This window comes from Paenibacillus sp. FSL L8-0436 (assembly GCF_038593025.1).
GTDB lineage: Bacteria > Bacillota > Bacilli > Paenibacillales > Paenibacillaceae > Paenibacillus_AQ.
In genome coordinates, this window is the sequence record NZ_CP151955.1 from 2,530,144 (window position 1) to 2,553,799 (window position 23,656).

The following is a 23,656-nucleotide window of genomic DNA, read 5'->3' on the forward strand; positions in this document are numbered from 1 at the left end:
CAATCACGGAGTGAAGGAGCGGAAGTAATGAACGGACAATATAAAGTGGAATTTGCAGAAATGCAGGATGTTGATTCATGGATGTCAATGATTGAAGCTGTCCGCAGTAATTTTCCGGGTCTCCACAGCGAAGAATTGCTGGAGGACTATAAACAGACCGTAATTAAGAACATTAACAGGCGGACGGCTATCTGTGCGGTCTATTCTGGCGAGGTTACCGGGCTGATGCTATTCTCCTATAATGCCAAATGCCTCTCCTGCATGGCTGTACACCCGGATCACCGCAGACAAGGAATCGCCACAGCGATGATCGATCAAATGTTATCTTTGTTTCCGGAGGATACGGAGCTTTCCGTAACTACGTTTAGAGCAAATGATCCGCTCGGGGCAGCCCCGCGTCCGTTATATAAGAAATTTGGATTTGTTGAGGATGTGCTGACAGAGGAATTTGATTATCCTCATCAGAAATTTGTCCTGCGCAGATCACCATCATAAAGGGGGATAACATTGAATCAGCCACAGATTTATCCATATGAATTGTCTGCCGTTGTAGAAGCGCGTAATGGATCATTTAAAGTTCTCTCAGATCACAGACAAGGCAGCTCAAGAACAGGAGTGTGGAAGATTCAAGCGGATTAAGATCAGACCGGTGATTGGTTTGGCCGTCCGGATAAAGACGGGAATCCCATTGAGCTATATCATCATGCGGATCCTGTTGTCTATATCCGCAGCACGCTTGAGGATATGGCCGGCAAATGTATGGAACTAAAGCTTCTTCAGCCTGCTGAGCTTGAACTGCTGGAGTGGGCTCTACAGAATGCCGGTGTTTTTGAAGGCAGCAAGCCTGTCCCCATAAGCTGGGATTCAACCCCGGGCAACTGGCTGGTAGATACTAACAGGATTTTTAGGGGACTGATTGATTTCGAGAACATGTTATGGGGCGTAGATGTGGGCCATTTTTCGGTACTGTTTGAGAAATATTTTATTAAGGATGGGCGCGCCAAGTTAGCATTTTTTGAAGGCTATGGTGATGAGATTCTGATCCACAAGCAGATTCATATCAGGATTTGCTGCATTAAGCTGGCTTTGGGAGATCTCTATTGGGGCACTCAAAATAACATGCCTAAAGTTATAGCAAACGGGAGGAAACTTCTGGCGTCCTTGCTGAAAGCAGACAATGATAAATGATGACTTTTAACGAGGGGAAGATACTTTCGCTTATTCACAGTAATCTTCCTGCCAGTTCATTATTTTACATTTTTCGAGTTTCCTGTACAATATAAGTTACATATTATTACAGTCATCTATTGAAATTGATTGCGTTATACATACGCTAAGGAGTGGATCAAATTATCTTAATGCAGTATTGGTGTAACTATCTTTAATTGGAGTCATCAGCTATTTCCTGGGGAATATCTGCGGAGCGGTGATGCTGCGGAACGTTGATAGAATTTCGGTGTTTGTCTTAACTTTTTTTTTGCCGTAGAGACGATCCATGCCTGGATGGTCTATGAATCTAGTAAGTGTGGAGGTATAACTTGTGTCGAAACCTGTGTATGGAAAAAACGCTGTGCAGCTGAAACATAATGATAGAACAACAGGGGGAGGATGGCTGCTTGCTGCCGTTTTTATACTGTTTCTGGGATGGGCGCCATTCCAGAGGGGATTGTTCAACAGTCAGCAGCTCATATTCGAGAAACCTCTCTTTGTGTCCGCTCTTGTTTGCTGTCTTATGCTGTTTGGCTGGGTAGGTTTGTATTATAAAAAATTTAAGCTGCAGGAGCAAAGTGACTTGCTTGTTCTGGCTGCATTTATGTTGCCGATCATTTATGCGCTCACACTGTTTGTAGCTGTTTCGTATTACTCAGCGATGAACATGCTGTTTATTCAGACTATGTACGCTGCCGTCTTTATAATCTCCTTCTACCTGTTAAAGCATGAGAAGGTGAACTTTGCGATACAGCAGGCCGTCTTGAGTATTGCTTATATCATTGTATGGTTCGGCCTGCTCAATTGGCTAGGGAGCGGGAAGTTAGCGGGCAGTCTGGTAGGCTGGTTCACAAAAGAGGTAGTTAATGGAACTTACAATGGTGCACTGATAACCGATTCCAACGGTTTGCGGTTGACCTCGATATTTCAGTATGCCAATACGTATGCAGCCTTTTTAATGGCCTTTCTGTTTGTTGCCCTATTTGCACTGGTCCGCTCCAAGAAGGGGTATGGCTGGCTGCTACACGGCTTCATGCTCGTCCCGATTATCGTTTCCATGCTGCTTACGCTGTCACGCGGCGGGCTTGTCATGATGCCGGTAGTATTTATATTGCTGTTGTTATTCCTGAAGTCTGTTCAGCAGATTCTATGGATCATTCACCTTGGAATTTCCGGACTGGCATCTTTAGTTATTGTTTCACCCGTTACTAATCTGGGAATCAGCCTAAATACGGATTTCACCTCATCATCGGCCTTAAAGGGCTGGGGCTATTTGCTCGGGGCTTCGCTCCTTACAGCCGGATTAAGCTGGGTAGTGCAGCGTTACCTGGCTCCGTGGCTGCGGGGCAAGTTGGACGGCGAGAACTCCCGAAAACTGAATGGAATGTGGATTCCACTGGGTTCGGTTGCGCTTGTCGGTATTATTGCCTTTTTGCTGATCGGTACAGGCGTGCGGAGTATTCTTCCGGATCACATTGAAGTCCGGCTGGAGAATATTAATTTCAAGCAGCACAGTGTTTTGGAGCGGATTACCTTTTATAAGGATGCTGTGAAGGTTATTAAGGATAATCCGGTTCTTGGGATCGGAGGTAGCGGCTGGCAGGCAGTGTTCGGGCAATATCAGAATAACCCCTATGTCAGCCACCAAGTGCATAATTTTTTCCTGCAGTATCTGATTGAGGTGGGGATAGTCGGTTTTGTTGCGTTTATGAGTTTCATTCTCTATATTTTTTATAAGTATATCCGCGGGTATGCGGCAAGGAAGCAGGATGAATTCAGCAACGGTTTCTTTTATCTGATTATTGCATTATCCATTCTTGTTCACAGCCTGTTGGATTTCAATATGAGCTATGCGTTTATGGGGATTCTGGTCTTTCTGGGCATGGCCGGAATGGCAGTGGTGATGGACAGCAAGCCGCTGCGCCGGAACTGGAACAAGGCAGGGGTACGTTACGGGTATCTTGCATTCCTTACGGCAGGGGCGGTGTTTATGCTGGTACTGTCCATCACCTATATCAGTTCCAACAATGCAGGCAATAAAGCCCGGCAGTTGTTCAGTGTCAGCCAATCCTATGATGAGCTCAAAGCTCCGCTGGTCAAGGCGCTGAAGAAACGTCCAGGTCATCCGGAGTCGACGATCTATCTGTCTTCGCTGGATCAGCAGGTGTATTCCCAGACGCAGAACGAACAATTTCTGGAGGAGTCGCACACCTTACTGACGACTGCGCTAAAGAGAGAACCCTACGATAAAGAGTTACTGAAGCAGTTGGTTTCTTATTATGATCTTAAAAATCAAAGCGACCTTGCTCTCATGGTCTACCACGATAATGCCAACAAGTATAATTGGGATATCGATTGGTACAGTACGCTGATCAGCCGCTCCCTTATGGTGGGAGAGCAAGCCCTGAATTTAAAGGACGATGCCGCTAAACAAAAATATTTCACAATTGGACTTCAAGCCTACGATCATGTGACTGCCGGTGTGGAGCATCTAAAAACACTGCCACCCGAACAGCTGCAAGGAAATCCATTCTCTGTAACCCCGCTCATCGCCCTGAACGCGGGTAAGATAAAGTTTATGATGGGTGAAGTACAGGAAGCTACGGATATCTTAAAGCAGGCCTTAAGTGCAGATTATGCGGATGTTACTAACCGCGAGATCGCCCGCTGGTATCTGGCTGCACTGAAAAAGAATGGAGGCCAGGACCAGGCGGTCCATGATCTGCTGATTGCAGCGGACGCGCAGGAGGCGGCCCGAATTGATGAAATCTTAGCTAAGCAGTATTAAAGGAAGGGACACTCTCCTGAATAAGAAATCGTTTTGCTTATTGCAGCATTTTTTGAAATTTAAAGTGTAATTGAGGCGTTTTTGCGTTATCCTCTAAGAAGACACAGCTTTCCCGGAGCTGGTCAGATCCAAAGAAAAGTAGAGAATACCGCAGGAGGAACATGGATGTCAACTGAGATTTCACGTTCGTATATTGAGAATGTAAAACTGGAACTGCTCAGCAGGCTTGGGCTGAAGCAGGTCTATTATAAAGGTCCGGCAGGCGATGATTTGCTCTTTGAGGCCACGGGTTTTGACAAAGGAACACAACATAAATTTTGCGTCAGAACAAAAACCGGGACCATTGACGAGTTCGTTGCAGGAAAATGGATGAAGGTCCGCAGCTTTACGATCAAGAGTGAAAAATGAAACTTGGCACAACAATCAAAGCCGCATACCCCGCGATCTGTGGGGTATGCGGCTTTTTTTTGCATGACACTAACCTCAGATTAGCAAGCTTATTAGAGGTTAGTGTCATTTTGTTCTTTGTAACCGGGTTAAGATGCTTGTTCGAATTGGCTATTGTAAAGCTCCGCATAGAAGCCATTTTTGGCAAGCAGTTCATGATGGCTGCCGCTTTCCAAGATATCGCCATCCTTCAGAACCAGAATCACATCGGCATTCTTAATCGTTGAGAGCCTGTGTGCAATCACGAAGGAGGTTCTTCCTTCCATGAGCTTATCCATCGCCTGCTGAATCAACAGCTCTGTTCTTGTATCTACCGAGCTTGTTGCTTCATCGAGGATGAGCATCGGCGCATCCTTGAGCATTGCGCGGGCGATCGTAAGCTGTTGCTTTTGCCCGGTAGATAAATTGACTTTATCGTTGAGCACGGTATCATATCCGGCACTCAAGGTCTGTATGAAATGGTGCAAGCCCACTGACTTACAAGCCTCTTCGATTTCTTTATCGGTTACGCTCGTTTTGTTGTACACTAGGTTTTCCCTGATAGTGCCCTCAAAAAGCCAGGTATCCTGCAGAACCATACAGAATAAATCATGGATGTTTTCTCTGGTTAAGCTGCTGATCGGGGTATCATCAATATAAATTTCCCCGCCCATTAATTCATTAAACCGGATTAGAAGGTTTACAAGCGTTGTTTTACCTGCGCCGGTAGGACCGACTATAGCGACTTTTTGTCCAGGCTTAACCTCTGCAGAGAAATCTTTAATAACAAGTTTGTCTGAATTGTCATAAGCAAATTGCACATGCTCAAATTTCACTTTGCCCGCAGCGGTTTCAAGATGTCCTTCCTTGTGACTCTCATGGTCCATTTCCTCGGCATCCAGGAATTCAAAGACACGTTTGCTTGCGGCAGACGCCGATTGCAGACTTTGTGCGGCTTGCGCAATCTGTGACAGCGGCTGTGTAAAATAACGGACATACAGGATGAAGGCCACAATAACCCCAAAGGATATCGTTCCGTTCATAGCAAGTATAGCACCTGCGACACAAACGGCCACAAACCCCAGATTGCCTATAAACATCATAATCGGCATCATGAGACCGGAGAGGAACTGTGCTTTAAATGCGCTATCTTTAAGATTCATATTCAAGGATTCAAATGTACTGCGCATTTGCGATTCGCCATTGTAGGCCTTAACTACAGTATGTCCAGAATAGACTTCCTCCACATGGCCATTGATTTTTCCTAAATATTCTTGCTGGCTTTGAAAATACTTTTGAGATTTTTTCATAATTGCCGCCATGAGACCAAAGCCAATTACGGTGGCAGCAATCGCTGTAATGGTCATGATCACATTTGTTTTGAACATCATGATGAGAGACCCGACAAACAGGGCGAGGGCAGTGACCAGTGTGCCGACACTTTGATTTAAGGCTTGCCCGCTCCTCCTTAACCGACCTGCCCAATAAAGAAGAAAAACCTGATATTATATTGCAGCAAGCGGTAAAGCTTTATCTGCAAAGGGTCCGCCAGCTTGAACCACAGATCCATGCCTTTGTTTCGGAAGAGCATCTGGAGGCGCGTTTGGCCATTGAAGCGGAGCGTTTGCTGGCTTCATCCGCTGCAATGGCAGACAAACCGGCTTTATGGGGAATGCCGGTTGCTATAAAGGATCTGTTGCATGTCGAGGGTTTACCCACTCGTGCCGGTTCCGCGCTTCCTCCAGAAGTATTGATTGATAAGGAAGGCTCATTGGTAAGACGTCTTCGCGCCTTGGGAGTGCTGATTGCCGGAAAGACAGTGACCGAAGAATTTGCCTACAACGGGCCTATCGCTACACGGAATCCGCATAACACGGAACACATGCCCGGCGGATCAAGCGCAGGATCTGCGGCAGCGGTAGCCGCCGGTCTATGTCCCCTCGCAGTAGGCACCCAGACCTTGCGCTCTGTGATCGCACCGGCTTCCTTTTGCGGAGTGACAGGGTTCAAAACCAGCTATGGAAGAGTCCCGCTGGATGGAGTGATTCTGCTGTCGCCTTCTTTTGACACGATAGGCTTCTTCACGCAGGATCTGCCAAGCATGGAAGTGGCTGCAGCCCATCTTGTTCCGGACTGGACCCCCCCGCCAGGTAGATCGGAAGCCTGTACTCGGTATCCCGCGGGGAGTGTACATGGAGCTGATGAGCCCGGAGGTCAAAGCCACCTTTACTGCGCAAATCGAACATCTTGAGCAGTTGGGCTACCAGGTCCGTTATGCAGACATGCCATGGGAAGATGAGTTTATTTACGGGGACAGCATGCTGCGGTTCATTGAAGGGGAGATGGCGCGCGGGCATGCATCCTGGTTTGAGCATTATGCTGAGCTCTAAGGTCCTCCGGTGAGAGAGGCTATTCTTAGAGGCAAAGCCATCGCAGAAGATGAACTGGACGGGTACCGCAGGAAGCAATGGGTGCTGCGGGAAGAACTGAAATCGCTGATGGTGAAAGAAGGGATAGATATTTGGGTGTCTCCAGCACAAGGCGGAACCGCTCCGAAGGTAGCGGACAATAATACCGGATGGTCGGGAATGCCCGCCATATGGGGGTTTGCCGGATGCCCGGCCCTCAGCCTTCCGTCAGCAAGCCTTGAGGGATTGCCGCTCGGTTTTCAGTGCATCGGAAGCTTTGGCGAGGATGAATGGCTGCTGGTCTGGGCCCGGGAAGTAGTTCTGGATTTGTGAAAATATAAGAATTTATCGGCTTCACGCTATAAATTATCCTTCTATCTTTCACTGAAACGGATACCGTTCTTTTGAGGACGGCGAAGCCGTTTCCACTTGTTGAACTAGATACATGTATTGCCCTCCAACAATTGTGTGAAGTGGCCTTATATACATCTATTGTTGAATTCCATGATTGGTACGCCTCCGATAAACATTGGTCGATTCAGTTCAGAATTTATGCAGGGGGAGACGGTTAGTCCCTCCCTTTGGAATAGGCGGCAAGCAAGTCTTCAACGGGAATATTGTAGATTCGCAGGCCGGACAGGTTGCATTCCTGAATATTCACATTGGACAGATCACAGCCGAATAGGGTGCTGCCGGTTAACCGGGAATCAGCAATAAGTGTGCTCTGAAGGTTCAGGTTGGTGAATTTGGAGTCACTCATATTGCAGTCTGTAAACAGACTGTGTCTTAAATTGCTGTTGCTGTAGCAGGATTTTTCCAGATTCATATTGTAAAAGTCGGCTTCATTCATCATACAATTCTCGAATTCCGACTTAGAGAGCTGCCGGTCCTCAAATCTCACACCTTCCTCTGAAGTTACAGCGCCAACTTTGACCTTCTCATAGCCGAATTCGGTGGCGGATTCATAGATTCGCGTATAACCGGCTTTCTCATAGAAATGGTGGTTGCTGAGCTGCTTGCTGGAGGTTTCCAGCTTCCAAGCCCGGACAGCAGGATATTCCTCTTCGAGAAAACTCATAATCTTCGTAGATTATTGTCATATTCATTCTCTTCCGGTGCCCAGCGCTTCATCTCCAGGTCGAACGCTCTTTTCATTACTTCAGCTAAAAGCCCGGCATCTGCCGTGGTTGCTCTGCGAATATTCATGGCTGCACACTCCGTTTTTGTAATAATGAATCCTTAATTGTTTTATTCCGAACAAAGGTATACCCCGGCCCCAGGAATATAGCTGACGGATGTGCAGCGGCCGGTAACGGTTCCAAGGACTTGCAAGGTATAAATGTCGATCAGCTGCAGCAATAGGCCATTCTGTTCTGCGATGAACTTGCGGGTACGCATACAGCGGGAATTAATCATCCGTGCCATCGTATATTGATCGCTGGCCGTGTACAACAACTCACCGCTGTCAAGATCATAAATCTGATCCAGAGGCTCCGATGTTCTGATTCCAAACTTTTTCAGATCTTCCCCGATATAAATATTGTCATAACACTCATCAAGTTTGCGCCTGTCCATTTGCCTGTCCTTTAGACCGTATGTACATAGTTCTGAAGAATTCCCGCTAAAATGCTGTTTGCATAGGAAAAGAGAAGATCCTCTCTGGCTGATGCCGGCATACCCATGGGCCGGATCACATTGGTCAATAATAAAAGTCTCGTCGATTGGCAGGTGATTGCGGACATTCTGAACGAACTGTTCCAGCGGAATGATGACCACACTTTGTATGGCTGTACCTTCGAGCATATCGTATTGGCTGTAATCCCATTGCGCCCTTTTTTCAGAGACTCCAATCCGGCCCGTCACAATCATAAGCTGTTCGATATGATCCTGTTCAAAGACTGAGGTGTATGATAAGTGTATGATCCGGTCATTCGGCCCGATCCTCTCGGGAACGGGGAAACTCTGCCCAAGCTCGACGTCGATCAGCAGATATCCGGTAAATCCGGAGTTTCGTTTTTTGGAGAAGGGGTCCAGATCAGGCAGGCTAACCAATAGATAACGCTCGTTCAGCCCATATAATCCCATTCGGCTTATTGCCGAAACCTCCGTGCTTTCCGCCAGCTCATCCGTCAAACGAAGAATATAGACCTCCTTGGCCTGCATGCTGCGGCAATCCAGCTGATGAATTGCCAAGACGGCCGTCCGGCCTTCCCAGCTCATATACGCATAATAAATCCAGCGCCCGGCGTCCGAATAATTAAGGATATAGGGCTTATGGCCGTAGCTGACAAAGTCCGTGGTATGGTTGATAAGATCATAACGGAGCACTCCGGCAAAAGGCCCGGATTCGGTGACCGCCTCTTCATCCATAACGTCACTGACATAAAAGACAGCGTAGCGCTCATCGAGAGTAACCCCGGAATAATTTACAAATTGATTTTCAAAGCCATGCAGATGCTGCATTTCAGTCATTTCCAAGCGCCACTCCCTTACTCTATAATAAAACAGAATATACCATAAATTGTGTGTAAAAAGGTTAAGACCAATGTGGAAAAAGGAAAATTGAAATTTAAGGGTACGAGCTCAGCTCGTGCCCTTTGCGTTCCGCCGCAGAAATCTGACATTTACTTCTCCGCTGCCTGCCGTGTTAGGACGTAGACCCAGACGGAAGGCATTCCGTTTTAAAGCCGTTTTGACCTGCAAGGGGGAAAGGGAGGGGGAACGCTGCAGCAGCAACGCGGCTGCGCCGGAGACGATAGGCGTCGAGACGCTGGTGCCGGACAAGACAAAATATTGTTTATCTATTGTCAAATACGGATATTGGCGGGCTAACTGTGAGCCGGGTGACCGCAGGGAGATGATCGTTTCGCCAGGGGCTACAATGTCAGGTTTCTTCCTTCCTCCCGGTGCAGGCCCGCGGCTGGAGAATTCGGTGATCCGGTCGTCGCCTTGCGGCAGCGTCCGGCGGTCATCCACAGCTCCTACCGTAATGGCCGCAGGGCTAACACCCGGTGACTCAATCGTTCTGCGGCCTGGACCGCTGTTCCCGGCGGCAATCACGACGGTGAGCCCGGATTTGACTGCTTTTTCTACAGCCTGGCAGAGCAGGTCGTCCTCACATGAAGTATTCACCGGTCCGCCGAAGGACAGTGAAAGAATGCGCAGCTTCAACCGCTTCCGGTGCTTAATACACCATTCAATCCCCTTAATAATCGTGGAATCATAGCCATCACCATTTTTATCCAATACTTTAATGCCCGCAATTCCGGCTTCCGGTGCCGGGCCTCTGTATTTCCCCCGGCTTGCCCAGCCGTTGCCTGCTGCGTCGCCGGCGATATGCGTGCCATGACCATTGTCGTCATAGGGCTGTTTCCGGTGATTTATAAAATCCTTGAAGGCAATAATCCGGTTCACCGGCCGGGTCAGATCCGGATGCGGGAATATTCCGGTATCGAGAATGGCGATATGGATTCCTTTGCCCGTAAGCCCATCCGCTTGCCGAACGGCTGAAGCTCCGACTGACGGGGTGGCTATATTTAATGAAGTCGTTTTGATTGCGTCCAAATAGACCTTGTGAACTCCATGCCAGCAGCATATGCGTTCCAGACATTTCAATGATACCTGTGAGGATGCCGCATTGAGCAGGGGCAGACGGCGGCTTACGATAAATGGCTGTGGGCCGATATGTCTGTGTAAAGCGAGAAGACGGGAGGATGTGATGGGCCGTTTAAACTGAATAATGACCGGAACGGCCGCCGGTTTGTAGCCAGAGGCATAGGTTTGCCGGACTTTGTGTTTCAGGGGCCGATTTAATTTGGTGGCATACTGCTGCAGCCATAGCTGTGTGTTCATTGCTCAGTGATCACCTCTTCAGTCAGTGTATGCACAGTAAGATACGGTGGGTACGTATCTATGAACCTAGGACACTACCACATTTTAATACAAGTAGGTCATTGTAGTTTCAGTGAGCACGGGAAATGAATCTAATAGTGTATCCTATAAGAAAGTGGTGAAGAGTAAATGAAGCCAGTGGATAAGAAGACTCTTATGGCAAAACGGGCACTTATAGCCAAAAAAGCGCTTATGGCCCGCAAGGCAAAGGCATCCGCAGTGAAAAAGAAACGCAGAATTAGACAAAGCCTCGACAGATTTATCGTAATTGCTACGAATCTGTCTAATGCACCAAGAGATACAAGTGGATGGACAGCTAGCTTAACCAACGCAGGCGTAACAACAACAGCGGATTTTGATGATTTTGGTGTGGCCAGATTCCCCACAATCACCACGTTAACAACGGTCCCGTATCTTTTGAGAATAAGAGATGCCAACGGAAATCCGGTAGTCAGCCGAAATGTTCCTGCAGACCGTGAATTTTTCATCGCCAGATTCTAATCTGGGGTGATCCATGGATGTGACATAGTCTAAACAGCGTGCGCCGATGCAAGACGGTGTGCGCTGTTTGTTATGATATGGAAGCAAATTAGAGTAAACTGGAATTGTAATGTTTTTCCTGTACTCGCATCAGCTTGGTATTCAGACTGGAGGAGTGTCCTATGTACGAGTGGATCAAAGACCGTTGCTTGCTGGAATATAGCGCCAAGCAGGAGCGGTTTGAATTGGACAGGTTAACTGGTTTTTATAAGAAAAGACTGACGATGGACAAGCCACCTTCCGGGATGACAGTGCTCGGGCAATATTTCATTGCTTCGAGTGTGTTGGATGACGAATCCTTCGCCCAGGTAATCCCGGTACAGGACGAAGAGTTTAGAGCCATATTGATGGAGCAGGTGGCGCCACATTTTACGGTAGTAAAGGAATCCGGCCATGAAGGTGTAATAGAATCACTTTTTCTGGAGCAGCTCAGACCGGAATCGAAGATATTGTTCGAGGAGACGAAGACCGGGATTTTGCCCGTAATACAGGATTTGTACCGTCACAAGGATATGAGCAGCCGTTACCATGGAGCCAAGAGACAACTGATTCATTATCCTGTGAATTTGAAGCTGCTTAAGCCCTATGATGCGCCAGATGTGCAAGAACTGCAAACGCTGCTGAGGAAGTTCTATTTCAAATCCGGGGGAGTATCCAGTCTGATGCCGGTCGGCTGGATGTTTGAGGATTCCTTACGGAATTCTGCCCTGCTGCGGTTTCTTGCCGGATTTGTCCCACATGTTACGATGCTCGTGGATGCAGACAGCAACGAAGTAGTAGTGCTGCGTATGGGCGAAAATGAATTATTATATACGCTTAAATTGAATTCAGCTAAGCCGCAGCCGCCGCGCAGACACAATAATTATTTATACCTGGATATGGGCATTGGATTGGTCTTTGTGGTTGATTTGGCCGGGCAGCCACCGGTGGGGGATTGGAAAGATCTCCGGGAGAAACAGGGTTATTATTTGCCGGAGGACAGTGAATTTGCAGATTTTGATCATGAGACTGCAGCGCCGATTCCTGAGGGCTTAGGACTTTTTTTTGATTCGGATTTCGCGAAAGCGATGGTTGAGGCGGTTAACCGGGAATTGCGGCTTTTTAATGCCTTGGGAGGAAAATGATGGATTATATCTCACCCGGCAATATGTTGATCAACGATAGATGAATTGCAGAAATCGGTAGAACTTAATCCTTACTGAGAAGACCAATAACACTTATTATTGCTCCTAGTAATATAGTCAGAAAACTCAAGCTGGGATATCTGACCTTGTAATCAACGATAGCATTAAAAATGAGTCCTAAAAAAATCAGTTCGGCGCCAAATAACATTAGTTTCTTTCCAGTCAGATTTTTGCGAAAAAAAGATAATGCCAATAGGATGCCTATAATGATTGTAATTCCTAATAAAGCACTAATGATCAAAAAACCGTTCTCAGATAAATAAAAAAGGTTAGAGCCAGGAATTTCTTCCAAGGTTATTTCCTCCATTCTAAGTTAACCATCCCTACAATATTGACTGGTTATTTTCTATTTTGAATGTACCATTTAATTGAAAATTATTCCATGCAGGAATAGTGGGAAGGATTGACAAGCCTATTATTATTTAATAATCTTCCTTATAGCACAAGCGTTATTAATAGGGGAGGTGCAGATCGTGCCGCCGAAATCAGATATTACGAAAGAGCAAATTATACAGGCGGCATTTGCCATTGTGCAGGAGCAAGGGCTTGAAATGTTGTCAGCCCGAAATATCGCGCAGAAGCTGAATTGCTCCACCCAGCCGATTTACAGCTTGTACGGAAATATGGAGGAGATCAAAAGTCTGGCGTATCAGAGGGTTGTAGATCATGTGCGCTACAGCATGACAACGTATGAGGAGGGGTACTATTCACCTGCTCTCAATTTGGCTATCGGATTTTTGCATTTTGCCAAAAAAGAACAGCATTTGTTCAGATCTGTGTATCTCTCCGGTTATAAGAGCTATGATCTGGATCAAGAAGAATTTATAGGCGAAGCCATAAGCATGGCCTACATGCGTCATAGCAAACGGCTCAATTCAGCCTCGGAATACAGACTTAAGCGGGTTTTTCTGAATCTCGCCATCTATTTAATCGGGCTGGGAACCCTGATCCACTCAAGTACAAAGAAGCTGGAGATTGATGAGGCAATAATCATGGTCAGGGAGATGTACGAAACTCTGCTTCTGAGAGAAAAAGAGGGAATGAGCTGTGAATAGGAGTCTGCCGTTATTTCTTCAAGAAATCAGATTAAGACATTAGCCATTGCTATTTTCTTCTCGATGAGTATACAATAGATTGAATTAAAATACTGGAAGAGGTGGAAATATGAAGGGGGAACGGAAGAGCGGCGATCGAACAGCACTTTCATATTCAAATCTTCATATTTTCATTTTATTGAAACACTAAAGCATTTTATGCTTTAGTGTTTTTTTATTATACGGAGGTGTAGAGATTGGTAAGGTACAAAAGAGTTCTTATTAAACTAAGCGGCGGGGCAGTGGCAGGAAAGACTGAATTTGGTTTTGAACCGGAAAAAATGGAGCATATAGCGAGTGAAATTATGTCCGTGGTGGAATTGGGCGTTGAGGTTTCACTCGTGATCGGAGGGGGCAATATATTCCGTGGCAACATGGCGGAGAGCTGGGGCATAGAAAGAGCGGAGGCTGACAATATCGGCACGCTCGCGACCGTCATCAACAGCTTGATGCTGCGTGGAGTACTCAAGGCCAAATCTGACAGAGAAGTGCGCGTAATGACGGCAATACCGACTACATCCGTTGCTGAACCGTATATCCGTTTAAGGGCAATTCATCATTTGGAAAAAGGGTACATCGTGATTTTTGCCGGAGGAAACGGTCAGCCCTATGTGACAACAGACTATCCTTCGGTTCAACGAGCGATCGAGGTGAATTGTAATGCCCTGCTGGTTGCCAAACAAGGGGTGGATGGTGTACTTAGTGCAGATCCTAAATATGATAGGGAGGCGAGAAAGTTCAAATCCCTGCATTACAACGATGTGCTTCAGCATAATTTGAAGGTGATGGATCAGTCAGCGTTTATCCTGGCCAGGGATTATCATCTCCCGATGCATGTGTTCAACTTTGACCAGCCGGGTTCCATGAAAGACATTTGTGAAGGGATCAATCACGGAACAATCATTAGCGGAGAATCTCTTCTGGAATTGGAATAAGTGGCATATTTTATTCCATGAATAAGAAGGTGTGGAGTGCAATAGCTTAGTTTGTCAATATACAGCTAGCTAATATGCTTAAATATTAGTGATTATGTACAATCGGTTGGCAGGAATTTAGCTATAATGACAATAAACCTAACATTTATATTTAAAAGGCGCAGCATTCAAGATATAATGTGGCCATCAGTATCAGCGTGAAGGTTGGCGGCGGATAGCCATGCACTTTGATATCCCAAAGATGCCATTGAAAGGTCTGAGGTATGATGAGCCTGGAAACTTTAAATGAACGAGTACAAACGGACCTTTCCTATTTGGCCTATGGCGGTACGGACTGGGTACGTCCTCTGGAGCATCTGGAAGGGCATGTCTACGATGTTGTTATTGTAGGAGGCGGTCAAAGCGGTTTGGGAGCGGCTTTTGGACTGTTGCGTGAACGGATATCCAACATTCTAGTCATTGACGAGAACAGTGAAGGGTCAGAGGGGCCTTGGGAGACCTATGCCCGGATGGTTACACTGCGCACACCCAAACATTTGACCTCCATTGATTTGGGGATTCCATCACTGACCTTCCGCTCCTGGTGGGAAGCGCAGGCTGGCCCCGAGGGCTGGGAGGCCATGGACAAAATCCCGCGCGGTGAATGGATGAACTATCTGCGCTGGTACCGGCAGGTGCTCAGACTTCCTGTCATCAATGAGGTGAAGCTGAAGCTGATTGAGCCTGGAGAAGAGGGACTCCACCGCCTGCACATTGCCGGCCCGGGAGCACCCTCCGGGTTGCTGCTGGCCCGGAAGGTAGTGCTGGCAACCGGCATTCAGGGTGGCGGTGAATGGCATGTGCCGCCGCTCATTGCCGGGAATCTGCCGGAGCATCTGTACGCACATACTTCGGAGGCCATTGATTTCAGCGCACTGAAGGGCAAGAAAATCGCCATTCTGGGCGGCGGAGCCTCAGCCTTTGATAATGCTAATTACATGCTCTCCGAAGGTGCAGCCGAAGCCCATGTCTTTGTGCGGCGGGAGAAGCTGCCGAGCGTCAACCCGATTCGCCAGATGGAAATGTCGGGGATGATTGAAAGGTTTCATACCTTGGCGGATGACGATAAATATGCGGTGATCTCCCATTTCTTCAAATACAATCAGCCACCGACCAATGATACCTTTGCCCGTGCCGCGGCTTGGCCCGGTTTCACGCTGCATCTCGGGTCCCCGTGGCTTGATGTGCAGGTTGCTCCGGGCGGAGCGGTAGTAACAACTCCCAAGGGAGAGTTTACCTTTGATTATATTGTGGTCAGCACCGGTCTGCTAAGTGATCCCGGATTGCGGCCCGAGCTGCGGCTGGTTGAGCGCTATATCGCCCGCTGGAGCGACTGCTATCAAGCTCCGGAAGATAAGACGAATCCGCTGCTTGATGACCATCCTTATCTCAGCCCGGGGTTTGCGCTGCAAAGCCGTGGGGAAGACGGGAAGAAGCTGCTGCATGGTTTGTTTGTTTTTAACTATTCCGCTTTGGCCAGCTGCGGGTTGTCCGCTTCAGCGATTTCAGGCATCCGGAACGCCATACCCAAGCTTGTTGCCGGGGTGGCAGATCAGCTCTTCGGGGATGACCGTGAGAGGATTCTGCAATCTTTTTACTCCTATAATGAAATTGAATTTACCGGAGATTTGTAAGGAAAAGCTCTCTTGAGAAATCAAGAGGGCTTTTTGCTATAATAAAGAGGTTCATATTTCTTCTGCAGATTGGAGTAAGACCATGACCTATCGCAATTTGGAAGAGTGCATTATAGATTTGGAGAAGCACGGGCATTTGATCCGTATTCATGAGGAAGTGGATCCCCTGCTGGAGATGGCAGCGATCCACTTAAAGGTTTATGAGGCCGGCGGCCCTGCATTATTATTTGAAAATGTCAAAGGCTCGAAGTACCGTGCGGTGTCGAACCTCTTCGGGACCATTGAACGCAGCAAGTTTATATTCCGGGATACCTGGGATTCTTCGCAGAATGTTATCGCGCTGCGCAATGATCCGATGAAGGCGCTCAAGCAGCCCTTTAAATATATAGGTACAGGGCTGGCCGCGAGAAAGGCTCTGCCGCTTAAGACATTCGGCGGTGTCCCGGCAGGCTTCGAGGAAATTCAAATCTCCGACCTTCCGCAGATTAAGCACTGGCAGGGTGATGGCGGGGCTTTTGTAACCTTGCCGCAAGTGTACTCGGAGGACCCGGACAAGCCGGGCATAATGAATTCGAACCTGGGCATGTACCGTATTCAGCTCAGCGGCAACGAGTATGAAGTGAATAAGGAAGTGGGGGTTCATTACCAGATCCACCGCGGCATCGGAATCCACCAGTCCCAAGCGAACAAGCGGGGCGAACCGCTTAAAGTGAGCTGTTTCATCGGCGGTCCTCCCGCACACACATTGTCTGCTGTCATGCCGCTGCCGGAGGGCCTAAGTGAAATGACCTTTGCCGGGCTGCTGGCCGGACGCCATTTCCGCTACAGCTATGTAGACGGCTTCTGCATCAGCGCGGATGCGGATTTTGTAATTACCGGGGAAATACATCCTGGTGAGACCAAACCGGAAGGTCCCTTTGGCGACCACTTGGGGTACTACAGCCTGGTGCATCCTTTCCCGGTCATGAAAGTACATAAGGTGTATGCCAAGAAAGGAGCGATCTTTCCGTTCACCGTAGTGGGACGGCCGCCGCAGGAGGATACCGCCTTTGGGGAATTGATTCATGAACTGACCGGAGGCGCTGTGAAGCAGGAGATCCCGGGAGTGAAAGAAGTACACGCGGTCGATGCTTCGGGTGTACATCCCCTGCTGTTTGCCATTGGCAGCGAACGGTACACGCCTTATCAGCAGTTGAAGCAGCCGGCGGAGATTCTTACCATCGCCAACCGGATCCTGGGAACCGGCCAGCTTAGCCTGGCCAAGTATCTGTTCATTACGGCCGAGGAGGACCGGGCCATAAGCACTCATAATGTGGTTGATTTCCTGACCTATATTCTGGAGCGGATTGATCTTCACCGCGACATTCATTTTCAGACCAATACGACGATTGATACGCTTGATTATTCCGGCACAGGGATAAACAGCGGCAGCAAGGTGATTTTTGCAGCAGTGGGAGAGCAGAAGCGAAACTTGTGCACAGAAGTGCCGGAGGTTCTGTCCCGGCTGCAGGGCTTCAGGGAGGCCAGAATGGTGATGCCGGGCATCGTTGCCCTGCAAGGTCCGGCATTCATTAATTACAGGGAAGCGCAGCAGCAGCTAAGGTCTTTGTGCACCGCCATTGAGGAACAAGGTCCGCTCCCTTCCTTGCCGATGATTATTCTGTGTGATGACAGCGGGTTTATGAGCGGGACCCTGAACAATTTCCTATGGGCGACCTTCACACGCAGCAACCCTTCACATGATATATATGGCGTGAACAGTGTAGTGGAGAACAAGCACTGGTCCTGCGACAATGTCATTATAGACGCCCGTACGAAACCGCATCAGGCCCCGCCATTAATCCCGGATCCTGAGGTGGAGCGCCATATTGAGCGGCTTTTTGCAAAGGGAGCCATCCTGGGAAGCCTGCGTAAATAAAACTGCAGGTTATTCTCTTGGCGGGGAGTTGGGAGAAAACAGTATATTCGAACAGAAAACCGCAGCTGATGTCGCTGCGGTTTTTTTATGTGCGTCTCACAGTTGTACCTATTCGAAAATCGGTTTTTTGTCATATTTTCGCGAAATTTCGTACGAAAATAGGTAACATTGCTGGATCGAAGTCGTAACCTGCGTGGCCGGGAGTACTCTACAGAAAAAAATTAATGCAATATACAGGCAGGACAGATTGCCATATGATACGGATAGAAGAAACGCTAAGAGTGAAAATAATGGATCGGAGAGAGACAACTTATAAGTGAATTAGACCAAGAAGGCCAGGCACAGCCTGGCTTCTAATCGCTGAGCGAGCCTGTTGGACCGGATTTTACTCCCGATCCCCTGAGCTGAGATTGTAGGACCCAATAAACGAATGCAGTCATATTTTGGTGATCATTAATGATATAAAATAGAAAAAATAAAAATGATGTAATATTCGACAAAAAATTCCTTACATTTCAAAAAATATATGATAGTATAAAAAATGCAATTGAACAAACGTTTGCACCACTTCTGATTTTATCTGTTCCAGAAACAAAGGAGGCGTATGGAGTTGGTGTGAATAAATTTGGAAATGTATGAAAAGAAAAGAAAGTGAATGTAAGGAAACGGAGAGGGGATTAGGCAATGAGATCAGAACAAGCTGAATATGCAGTATCGGAGAAGATGCCAGCGCTGGTATGGTGTTCCGAGGGACTGAATCTGTCTGAACTGGACATCCCGGCGATTACACTTTTAACTGATGTCAAAGTAAAAATTGAAATGACAGGGATCTGCGGAACCGATCTGGCTGTCATCACAGGAAAAGAACCTGGTATTACTGGAGTGATACGCGGTCATGAAGCTGTAGGAACTGTCATCGAAACCGGGGCGAATGTGACTGGCCTGAAAATAGGCGACAGAGTAGTCATTGATCCCAATCAAAGCTGCGGTGAGTGCAGATTTTGCCGTCAAGGCAAACAACATCTCTGCATAGGAACGGATGGACAGGGCATGCCGATTGCCGGATTGAACAAAAATGGCACTTTTGCTCCCTGGTTTGTTACTGATGAAAAGTATTTGTATAAATTACCTGAACAAATGAGTTGGGAAGCGGCACTGGTCGTTGAACCACTCGCCTGTGTTCTGCATAACTTCCGTGAAGCAGGGATCAGCGCAGGTGACTCGGTGTTAATTCTTGGTTCCGGTCCGATGGGGCTTTTATGTCAAATAGTTGCCAAACGCATGGGGTGCACTACTATTTCCACGGAAATCAATGCAGGTCGGCTGGCAAAGGCGAAGCAAATCTCTGACTATGCCTGCCCGCCGGAGGAGCTGACCCCTGAGCTGGTGTCCAGCATTCTGGGAGAGAAGAAATTCAACATCGTAATGGATACGGTGGGTACACAGATGGAGATGGCGGAACAATGGGTGGAGCGCGGCGGTACGATAATCCCCTTCGGCATCAATGGAAAATATCAATATACAATCTCACCGACTTTTTATACCCAGAACGCAGTAAGGCTCCTGGGAGCCGGTGAATATCTGAACACCTTTGCGGATGCATTTCAGTTTGCGCAGGATGTACCGGAAGTATCCTCCCTGATTACTCGCAAGTACAGTTTGAATCAATCCGGGACCGCCATTCAGGAGCTGCTGGGACATGTGCCGGATCCTGCAGCTTCTTCGGACAAGCCGCTTCTAAAAACGGTGTTTGTTTTCTGAAAAGAACTTTCATAGGGAGATGCGCTCAATGATCAGACGGGATGAAAGAATAAACCGGATGCTTGAATATTTTGCTGGCTGCCAATTTAAAAAAGTGGAACCCATCTGGATACCCGCTTTGTGGAACGAGTGCGGTTATTTGTCGGCCTTGGATAACAAGGATGGCGAAATTCTCGTTGATCCGGCAGGGTTTATGGTTAAGCATCTGCAGTACCTGCTTGAGTTGTCTTCGGGTTACGTCAATATCGACCAGACAGATTTAGATAATAGTGTCATCTATTGCTCCTTGCTCCGTTATACCTCAGCCTGGGATTATAGCCATACCGGAAATATCCAATCCGGAACGTTTCTGAAATTTATGATTTTGTTGCCAATGCTAAAAAAAATGAATGTCAATATCCTGTACTTGCTGCCTGTAACCCAATACAGCCATTTGAATCTCAAGGGGGATATTGGTTCGCCGTATGCCGTGTACAGCCTGTTTGATTTAGATGAGAATTTACATGATTCGTTGCTGGACGGTATGGAGAAGCTGACCATCCATGATGAGCTGGCGACCTTGGTTGAGGCCTGCCATTTGCTGGATATCAAAGTAGTACTTGATTTAATTCCGCGGGTGAGTGCAAGAGATAATGTTTTTTTGGCAGAACACCCGGAATGGTTTTACTGGATTGATCTTAACGTGCTGCCGGGATTCCAGCCGCCGAAAATCGCCGAATTGGAGTTCTTCGCCGAATGCACACCTGATAAGCTGGAAACCATTTACCGCAGCGATGAAACCTTGGTTTTTCTGAACCAATTCCGTCTGCCGCCGAATGAACTGGATGCAGCCCTTTGGAGTGACATCAAACGGCGCGCGCTTGAGTCAGGCGAATCCATATTACCGATGATCGAACGTGAGATGGGGATTACCCCGGCCCCCGCACATTCGGATTGGATTAATGATGTTCAGCCAATCTGGACAGATGTTGCCTTCTTTCGTCTGTACAATGATCCCTCTCCATTGGTCCGGTCTTATTTACCTGAGGGACAACCGCCATACGTACTTTTTGATACGATCAAGTGCAATGTATACCCGGGAGAGGAGCCGAACCAGGAATTATGGAACACGCTGATAGAGGCTGCTTCTTTCCAACTGAACACCTATAACATTGATGGTTTCCGGATGGATATTGGACACACGCTCCCGGTTCCCTTACAGGAATCTATGTTCAAGGTGATTAAAGATATTAAGCCAACAGCGATTCTGATCAGTGAGGATTTATTCAATCGCAACCACCGTGAAGCGGCAAGAACCGGATACAATGTGATGTTAGGCAGCGGGTGGAACATCATGACTGATATCCGTGTCGAACGTTTGGAGGAGTACCTGCGGGAACTTCCGGAGTTGCAGATCCACGTATTTGCCTGCTCGGAAACGGCGGATACTCCAAGAATTACAAGCCGGGGCGGGATGGAACTGGCCCGTCTCATGACGGTGTTTAATTATTTCCTTCCGAACGGAATTCCCTATCTGACTACAGGAATGGAAGTATATGAAGAGCAGCCCCTCAATTGCGGTCTCGGGGATAATACCGGCGGTGCAGATATTCCAAAAGCTTTTTTCAATACCATGACAATCAACTGGACCAATGAATCCACATTGCTGCCGCTCCTGGAGCAATTAAAGCAGATAAAGAGACAATACTCTAATCTGCTGAAGCCAACGAACTTTTATCTTTCCGATTCACAAGGCGATATTATGATCTACTCTTACTATTTGAAAGATGAGTTGTTCAGTGTTTGTTTTAATTTGAACCCGGAAAAAGAGCAGACATTACAGACTGAGCTTATCTATCCGGGGTCTAAAAAGACAAATCTGCTGATAGAAAGCGAACCGGGCGGATGGGACAAGCCTGGCAGCGAAGAAACCTATGAGATGCGGCCTTATCAGGCGCTGGTACTTTTAATGGAACTGATCAAATGACCAAGGAGGAAGGACGGCTATGAACAAACAAACTGTGCAGCAACAGCAACTGAATATCTGGCATGAATTCGATGGGAAGGGAGACACCTCTATAGAGGTGTTGGAGCAGCTCTGCCGTCAGTATAGCTCTGAATTCAGCATTCCCGTTATTCCGCAAGTCATGAATATCTCCATTCTGACCGCTGGCTTGCAGCAGGTAAAAACTGCCGGAGCTGGTCCGCAAATGGCGTTGGTTCCGGCAGATATGGCCGGCTACGGGGAAGCAGCCATGTATTCGGAGATTCCGGAGAAATTCTGGTCCATGTCCGGCTTTACTGATAAGGATATCCGTTACTCCATGCGGTCGAACGGCAGACAGTATGGTATTCCTATTCTGAAAGGCAATCATCTGGTGCTTTATTGCAACTCGGAAATCTATCTGGAGGCTCCAGCTTCGTGGGAAGCGATTGAACAACAGGCGGAGGAGCTCATGGCTAAAGAAATTGTTCCGGTCGCCTCTGATCTGGCAGACCCGTATTGCTTTATCCCATTCCTGACTGCATTTGGAGGCTGGCCGCTGAAGGAAGGGAAACCTGATCTGTCAACTCCGGAAATGGAAGCAGCCCTGCGGTTTGTTCAGCAGCAAACTGCCCAAGGGGTGCTTGGCAGTTTTCACGGTTCAACTGAACTCCTGGACCGTTTTATCGCCGGAGAGATTGGTGCCATCATTTGCGGGGAATGGATTTACAATTATTTAGACCTTCATATGCGAGACAGATTGCTAGTAGGTGCGCTGCCGACTATTATTGGCAACCCGGCAGTCTCAATGGCTTCATCCATCGGTCTGGTATTTCCGCAGAATTCGTTGGAATCGGAGCAAGCGGACGAGCTACTATCATTCGCCGCTTATCTGCTGAGTGAAAGCAGTCAACGGGAATGGGCGGAGCGTGTACAGCGGATTCCAGTGCATGCCGGGGTGTTGGAGGACATCAGGGTTACCGCCTCACCGGTCAGGGCTACACTGATTTCCTGCCTTGAAAGTGCGCGTAACATGCCAATTGAGCCGGTTATGAGGGAAGTCTGGGATGCCATCTCCGCAGGCTTAAAACATTTATCACAAGAAGACGCCGCGAGATTATTGGTGTTAATGGAAGAGCATGTGAGCAGCAGCAGCAAACAGCAAACTCTATAGAGAAGAGGGAAAACCATGAAAACGACTATTTTTAGCCAAGTGTCAATCGACGGAAAGCTTACTTTAGGTGCGGGGCAGTCCAGCAAACAATTGTTCAGTATGTTCGAGGAACCTGATATTGAATATATTCATAAATTCAGGGGCTTAGTTGACGCTATCATGGTAGGGAAAAATACAATACAAAATGATGATCCGATGCTGACAAACCGGTATGAGGAGAATAATAACCCGCTGAGGATTATACCCACCTCACATATGGATATTTCGCTGGACAGCCATGTTTTTGCCGACAACGGCAGAACGCTGATCGTTACCACTGAAAATGGTCAGGATCCTGAGAAGATAAGTATTTTGAAGAACAGAAATAAAGAGGTGTTAATCTGCGGAGAGGACAAAGTGGATTTTGTGAATTTGTTCCGTGAACTGGAGGCTAGCTACAACGTGCACAGCATTATGATAGAAGGCGGCGGATTTCTAAACTGGAATGTATTTGACCAGGATTTAGTAGATGAAATCATCTTAATGCAGCTGCCGATTATTATCGGAGGCGAGACCAATGTAACGCTTGTTGACGGCAAGGGATATAATGATCTGAGCTTTGCAAAGAAGTTCAAGGTTGTCGAAGTTCTCCCGCAAAAAAACTATACACTGCTTCGTTATCAGAAGGCTGTATGACGATGATGGGAGGGCCC

General features: G+C 47.5%; 22 protein-coding genes and 1 pseudogene. 17 read left to right on the plus strand and 6 right to left on the minus strand.

What is annotated here, in order from left to right:
- The first annotated feature begins 27 nt into the window (after positions 1-27).
- The 4 genes from NSS79_RS11445 to NSS79_RS11460 all read left to right on the plus strand — a co-directional run bounded on the left by NSS79_RS11445 (position 28) and on the right by NSS79_RS11460 (position 4,405).
- Complete coding sequence (locus NSS79_RS11445; protein ID WP_342439452.1) at positions 28-495, plus strand: GNAT family N-acetyltransferase; 468 nt, start codon at positions 28-30, stop codon at positions 493-495.
- Between the two features lie 264 nt (positions 496-759).
- Positions 760-1,188 (plus strand): hypothetical protein, encoded by a 429-nt coding sequence (locus NSS79_RS11450; RefSeq protein ID WP_342439453.1) that lies wholly within the window; start codon positions 760-762, stop codon positions 1,186-1,188.
- Between the two features lie 352 nt (positions 1,189-1,540).
- Complete coding sequence (locus NSS79_RS11455) at positions 1,541-3,997, plus strand: O-antigen ligase family protein (RefSeq protein ID WP_342439454.1); 2,457 nt, start codon at positions 1,541-1,543, stop codon at positions 3,995-3,997.
- 165 nt (positions 3,998-4,162) lie between these two features.
- Positions 4,163-4,405: a hypothetical protein gene (locus NSS79_RS11460; RefSeq protein WP_340899311.1), complete on the plus strand. Its 243-nt coding sequence runs from the start codon at positions 4,163-4,165 to the stop codon at positions 4,403-4,405.
- Positions 4,406-4,533: 128 nt separating this feature from the next.
- Here NSS79_RS11460 and NSS79_RS11465 read toward each other — a convergent pair.
- Positions 4,534-5,883 (minus strand): annotated as a pseudogene (locus tag NSS79_RS11465) (ABC transporter ATP-binding protein); the annotation flags it as partial.
- Between NSS79_RS11465 and NSS79_RS11470 the strand changes: the two are divergent.
- The 3 genes from NSS79_RS11470 to NSS79_RS11480 are packed head-to-tail and all read left to right on the plus strand — an operon-like array spanning position 5,853 to position 7,164.
- Positions 5,853-6,674, plus strand: coding sequence for an amidase (locus NSS79_RS11470; protein WP_342439455.1), 822 nt, complete (start codon positions 5,853-5,855; stop codon positions 6,672-6,674). The pseudogene NSS79_RS11465 and the gene NSS79_RS11470 overlap by 31 nt on opposite strands.
- Positions 6,616-6,813, plus strand: a complete 198-nt coding sequence (locus NSS79_RS11475; protein WP_342439456.1) for a hypothetical protein — start codon at positions 6,616-6,618, stop codon at positions 6,811-6,813. The genes NSS79_RS11470 and NSS79_RS11475 overlap by 59 nt, the downstream gene beginning before the upstream one ends.
- Positions 6,814-6,822: 9 nt before the next feature.
- Positions 6,823-7,164: an amidase family protein gene (locus NSS79_RS11480; RefSeq protein ID WP_342439457.1), complete on the plus strand. Its 342-nt coding sequence runs from the start codon at positions 6,823-6,825 to the stop codon at positions 7,162-7,164.
- Positions 7,165-7,399: 235 nt separating this feature from the next.
- On the opposite strand, the gene NSS79_RS11485 is transcribed toward NSS79_RS11480, so the two are convergent.
- The 4 genes from NSS79_RS11485 to NSS79_RS11500 all read right to left on the minus strand — a co-directional run bounded on the left by NSS79_RS11485 (position 7,400) and on the right by NSS79_RS11500 (position 10,683).
- Positions 7,400-7,909 carry a pentapeptide repeat-containing protein gene (locus tag NSS79_RS11485; protein ID WP_342439458.1) on the minus strand — a complete coding sequence of 170 codons (510 nt, stop codon included), beginning with the start codon at positions 7,907-7,909 and terminating at the stop codon, positions 7,400-7,402.
- A complete protein-coding gene (locus NSS79_RS11490) occupies positions 7,906-8,037 on the minus strand; it encodes a hypothetical protein (protein ID WP_342439459.1) in 132 nt (43 codons plus the stop codon). The genes NSS79_RS11485 and NSS79_RS11490 overlap by 4 nt, the downstream gene beginning before the upstream one ends.
- Positions 8,038-8,079: 42 nt before the next feature.
- A complete protein-coding gene (locus NSS79_RS11495; protein ID WP_342439460.1) occupies positions 8,080-9,303 on the minus strand; it encodes a hypothetical protein in 1,224 nt (407 codons plus the stop codon).
- A 111-nt stretch (positions 9,304-9,414) separates the two neighbouring features.
- Positions 9,415-10,683: a S8 family peptidase gene (locus NSS79_RS11500; protein WP_342439461.1), complete on the minus strand. Its 1,269-nt coding sequence runs from the start codon at positions 10,681-10,683 to the stop codon at positions 9,415-9,417.
- Positions 10,684-10,851: 168 nt separating this feature from the next.
- Here NSS79_RS11500 and NSS79_RS11505 point away from each other — a divergent pair, with 168 nt between their 5' ends.
- On the plus strand, positions 10,852-11,223 hold the full coding sequence (locus tag NSS79_RS11505; protein WP_342439462.1) for a hypothetical protein: 372 nt from the start codon (positions 10,852-10,854) through the stop codon (positions 11,221-11,223).
- A 161-nt stretch (positions 11,224-11,384) separates the two neighbouring features.
- Positions 11,385-12,386, plus strand: coding sequence for a hypothetical protein (locus NSS79_RS11510; protein WP_342439463.1), 1,002 nt, complete (start codon positions 11,385-11,387; stop codon positions 12,384-12,386).
- Between the two features lie 64 nt (positions 12,387-12,450).
- On the opposite strand, the gene NSS79_RS11515 is transcribed toward NSS79_RS11510, so the two are convergent.
- Complete coding sequence (locus NSS79_RS11515) at positions 12,451-12,738, minus strand: hypothetical protein (RefSeq protein WP_342439464.1); 288 nt, start codon at positions 12,736-12,738, stop codon at positions 12,451-12,453.
- A gap of 181 nt (positions 12,739-12,919) precedes the next feature.
- Here NSS79_RS11515 and NSS79_RS11520 point away from each other — a divergent pair, with 181 nt between their 5' ends.
- From NSS79_RS11520 to NSS79_RS11555, 8 genes are all read left to right on the plus strand, one after another.
- Positions 12,920-13,501 carry a TetR/AcrR family transcriptional regulator gene (locus NSS79_RS11520; protein ID WP_342439465.1) on the plus strand — a complete coding sequence of 194 codons (582 nt, stop codon included), beginning with the start codon at positions 12,920-12,922 and terminating at the stop codon, positions 13,499-13,501.
- Positions 13,502-13,737: 236 nt separating this feature from the next.
- Positions 13,738-14,475, plus strand: coding sequence for a UMP kinase (gene pyrH / locus NSS79_RS11525; protein ID WP_342439466.1), 738 nt, complete (start codon positions 13,738-13,740; stop codon positions 14,473-14,475).
- Between the two features lie 266 nt (positions 14,476-14,741).
- On the plus strand, positions 14,742-16,148 hold the full coding sequence (locus tag NSS79_RS11530; RefSeq protein WP_342440348.1) for an NAD(P)/FAD-dependent oxidoreductase: 1,407 nt from the start codon (positions 14,742-14,744) through the stop codon (positions 16,146-16,148).
- 82 nt (positions 16,149-16,230) lie between these two features.
- Entirely contained in the window at positions 16,231-18,066 is a 1,836-nt protein-coding gene (locus NSS79_RS11535; RefSeq protein WP_342439467.1) for a UbiD family decarboxylase, read from the plus strand.
- Positions 18,067-18,750: 684 nt separating this feature from the next.
- Positions 18,751-19,827, plus strand: coding sequence for an alcohol dehydrogenase catalytic domain-containing protein (locus tag NSS79_RS11540; protein ID WP_342439468.1), 1,077 nt, complete (start codon positions 18,751-18,753; stop codon positions 19,825-19,827).
- 28 nt (positions 19,828-19,855) lie between these two features.
- Complete coding sequence (locus NSS79_RS11545) at positions 19,856-21,793, plus strand: alpha-amylase (protein WP_342439469.1); 1,938 nt, start codon at positions 19,856-19,858, stop codon at positions 21,791-21,793.
- Between the two features lie 19 nt (positions 21,794-21,812).
- Entirely contained in the window at positions 21,813-22,964 is a 1,152-nt protein-coding gene (locus NSS79_RS11550; RefSeq protein ID WP_342439470.1) for an extracellular solute-binding protein, read from the plus strand.
- Between the two features lie 15 nt (positions 22,965-22,979).
- Complete coding sequence (locus NSS79_RS11555; RefSeq protein ID WP_342439471.1) at positions 22,980-23,639, plus strand: dihydrofolate reductase family protein; 660 nt, start codon at positions 22,980-22,982, stop codon at positions 23,637-23,639.
- The last annotated feature ends 17 nt before the right edge of the window (positions 23,640-23,656 follow it).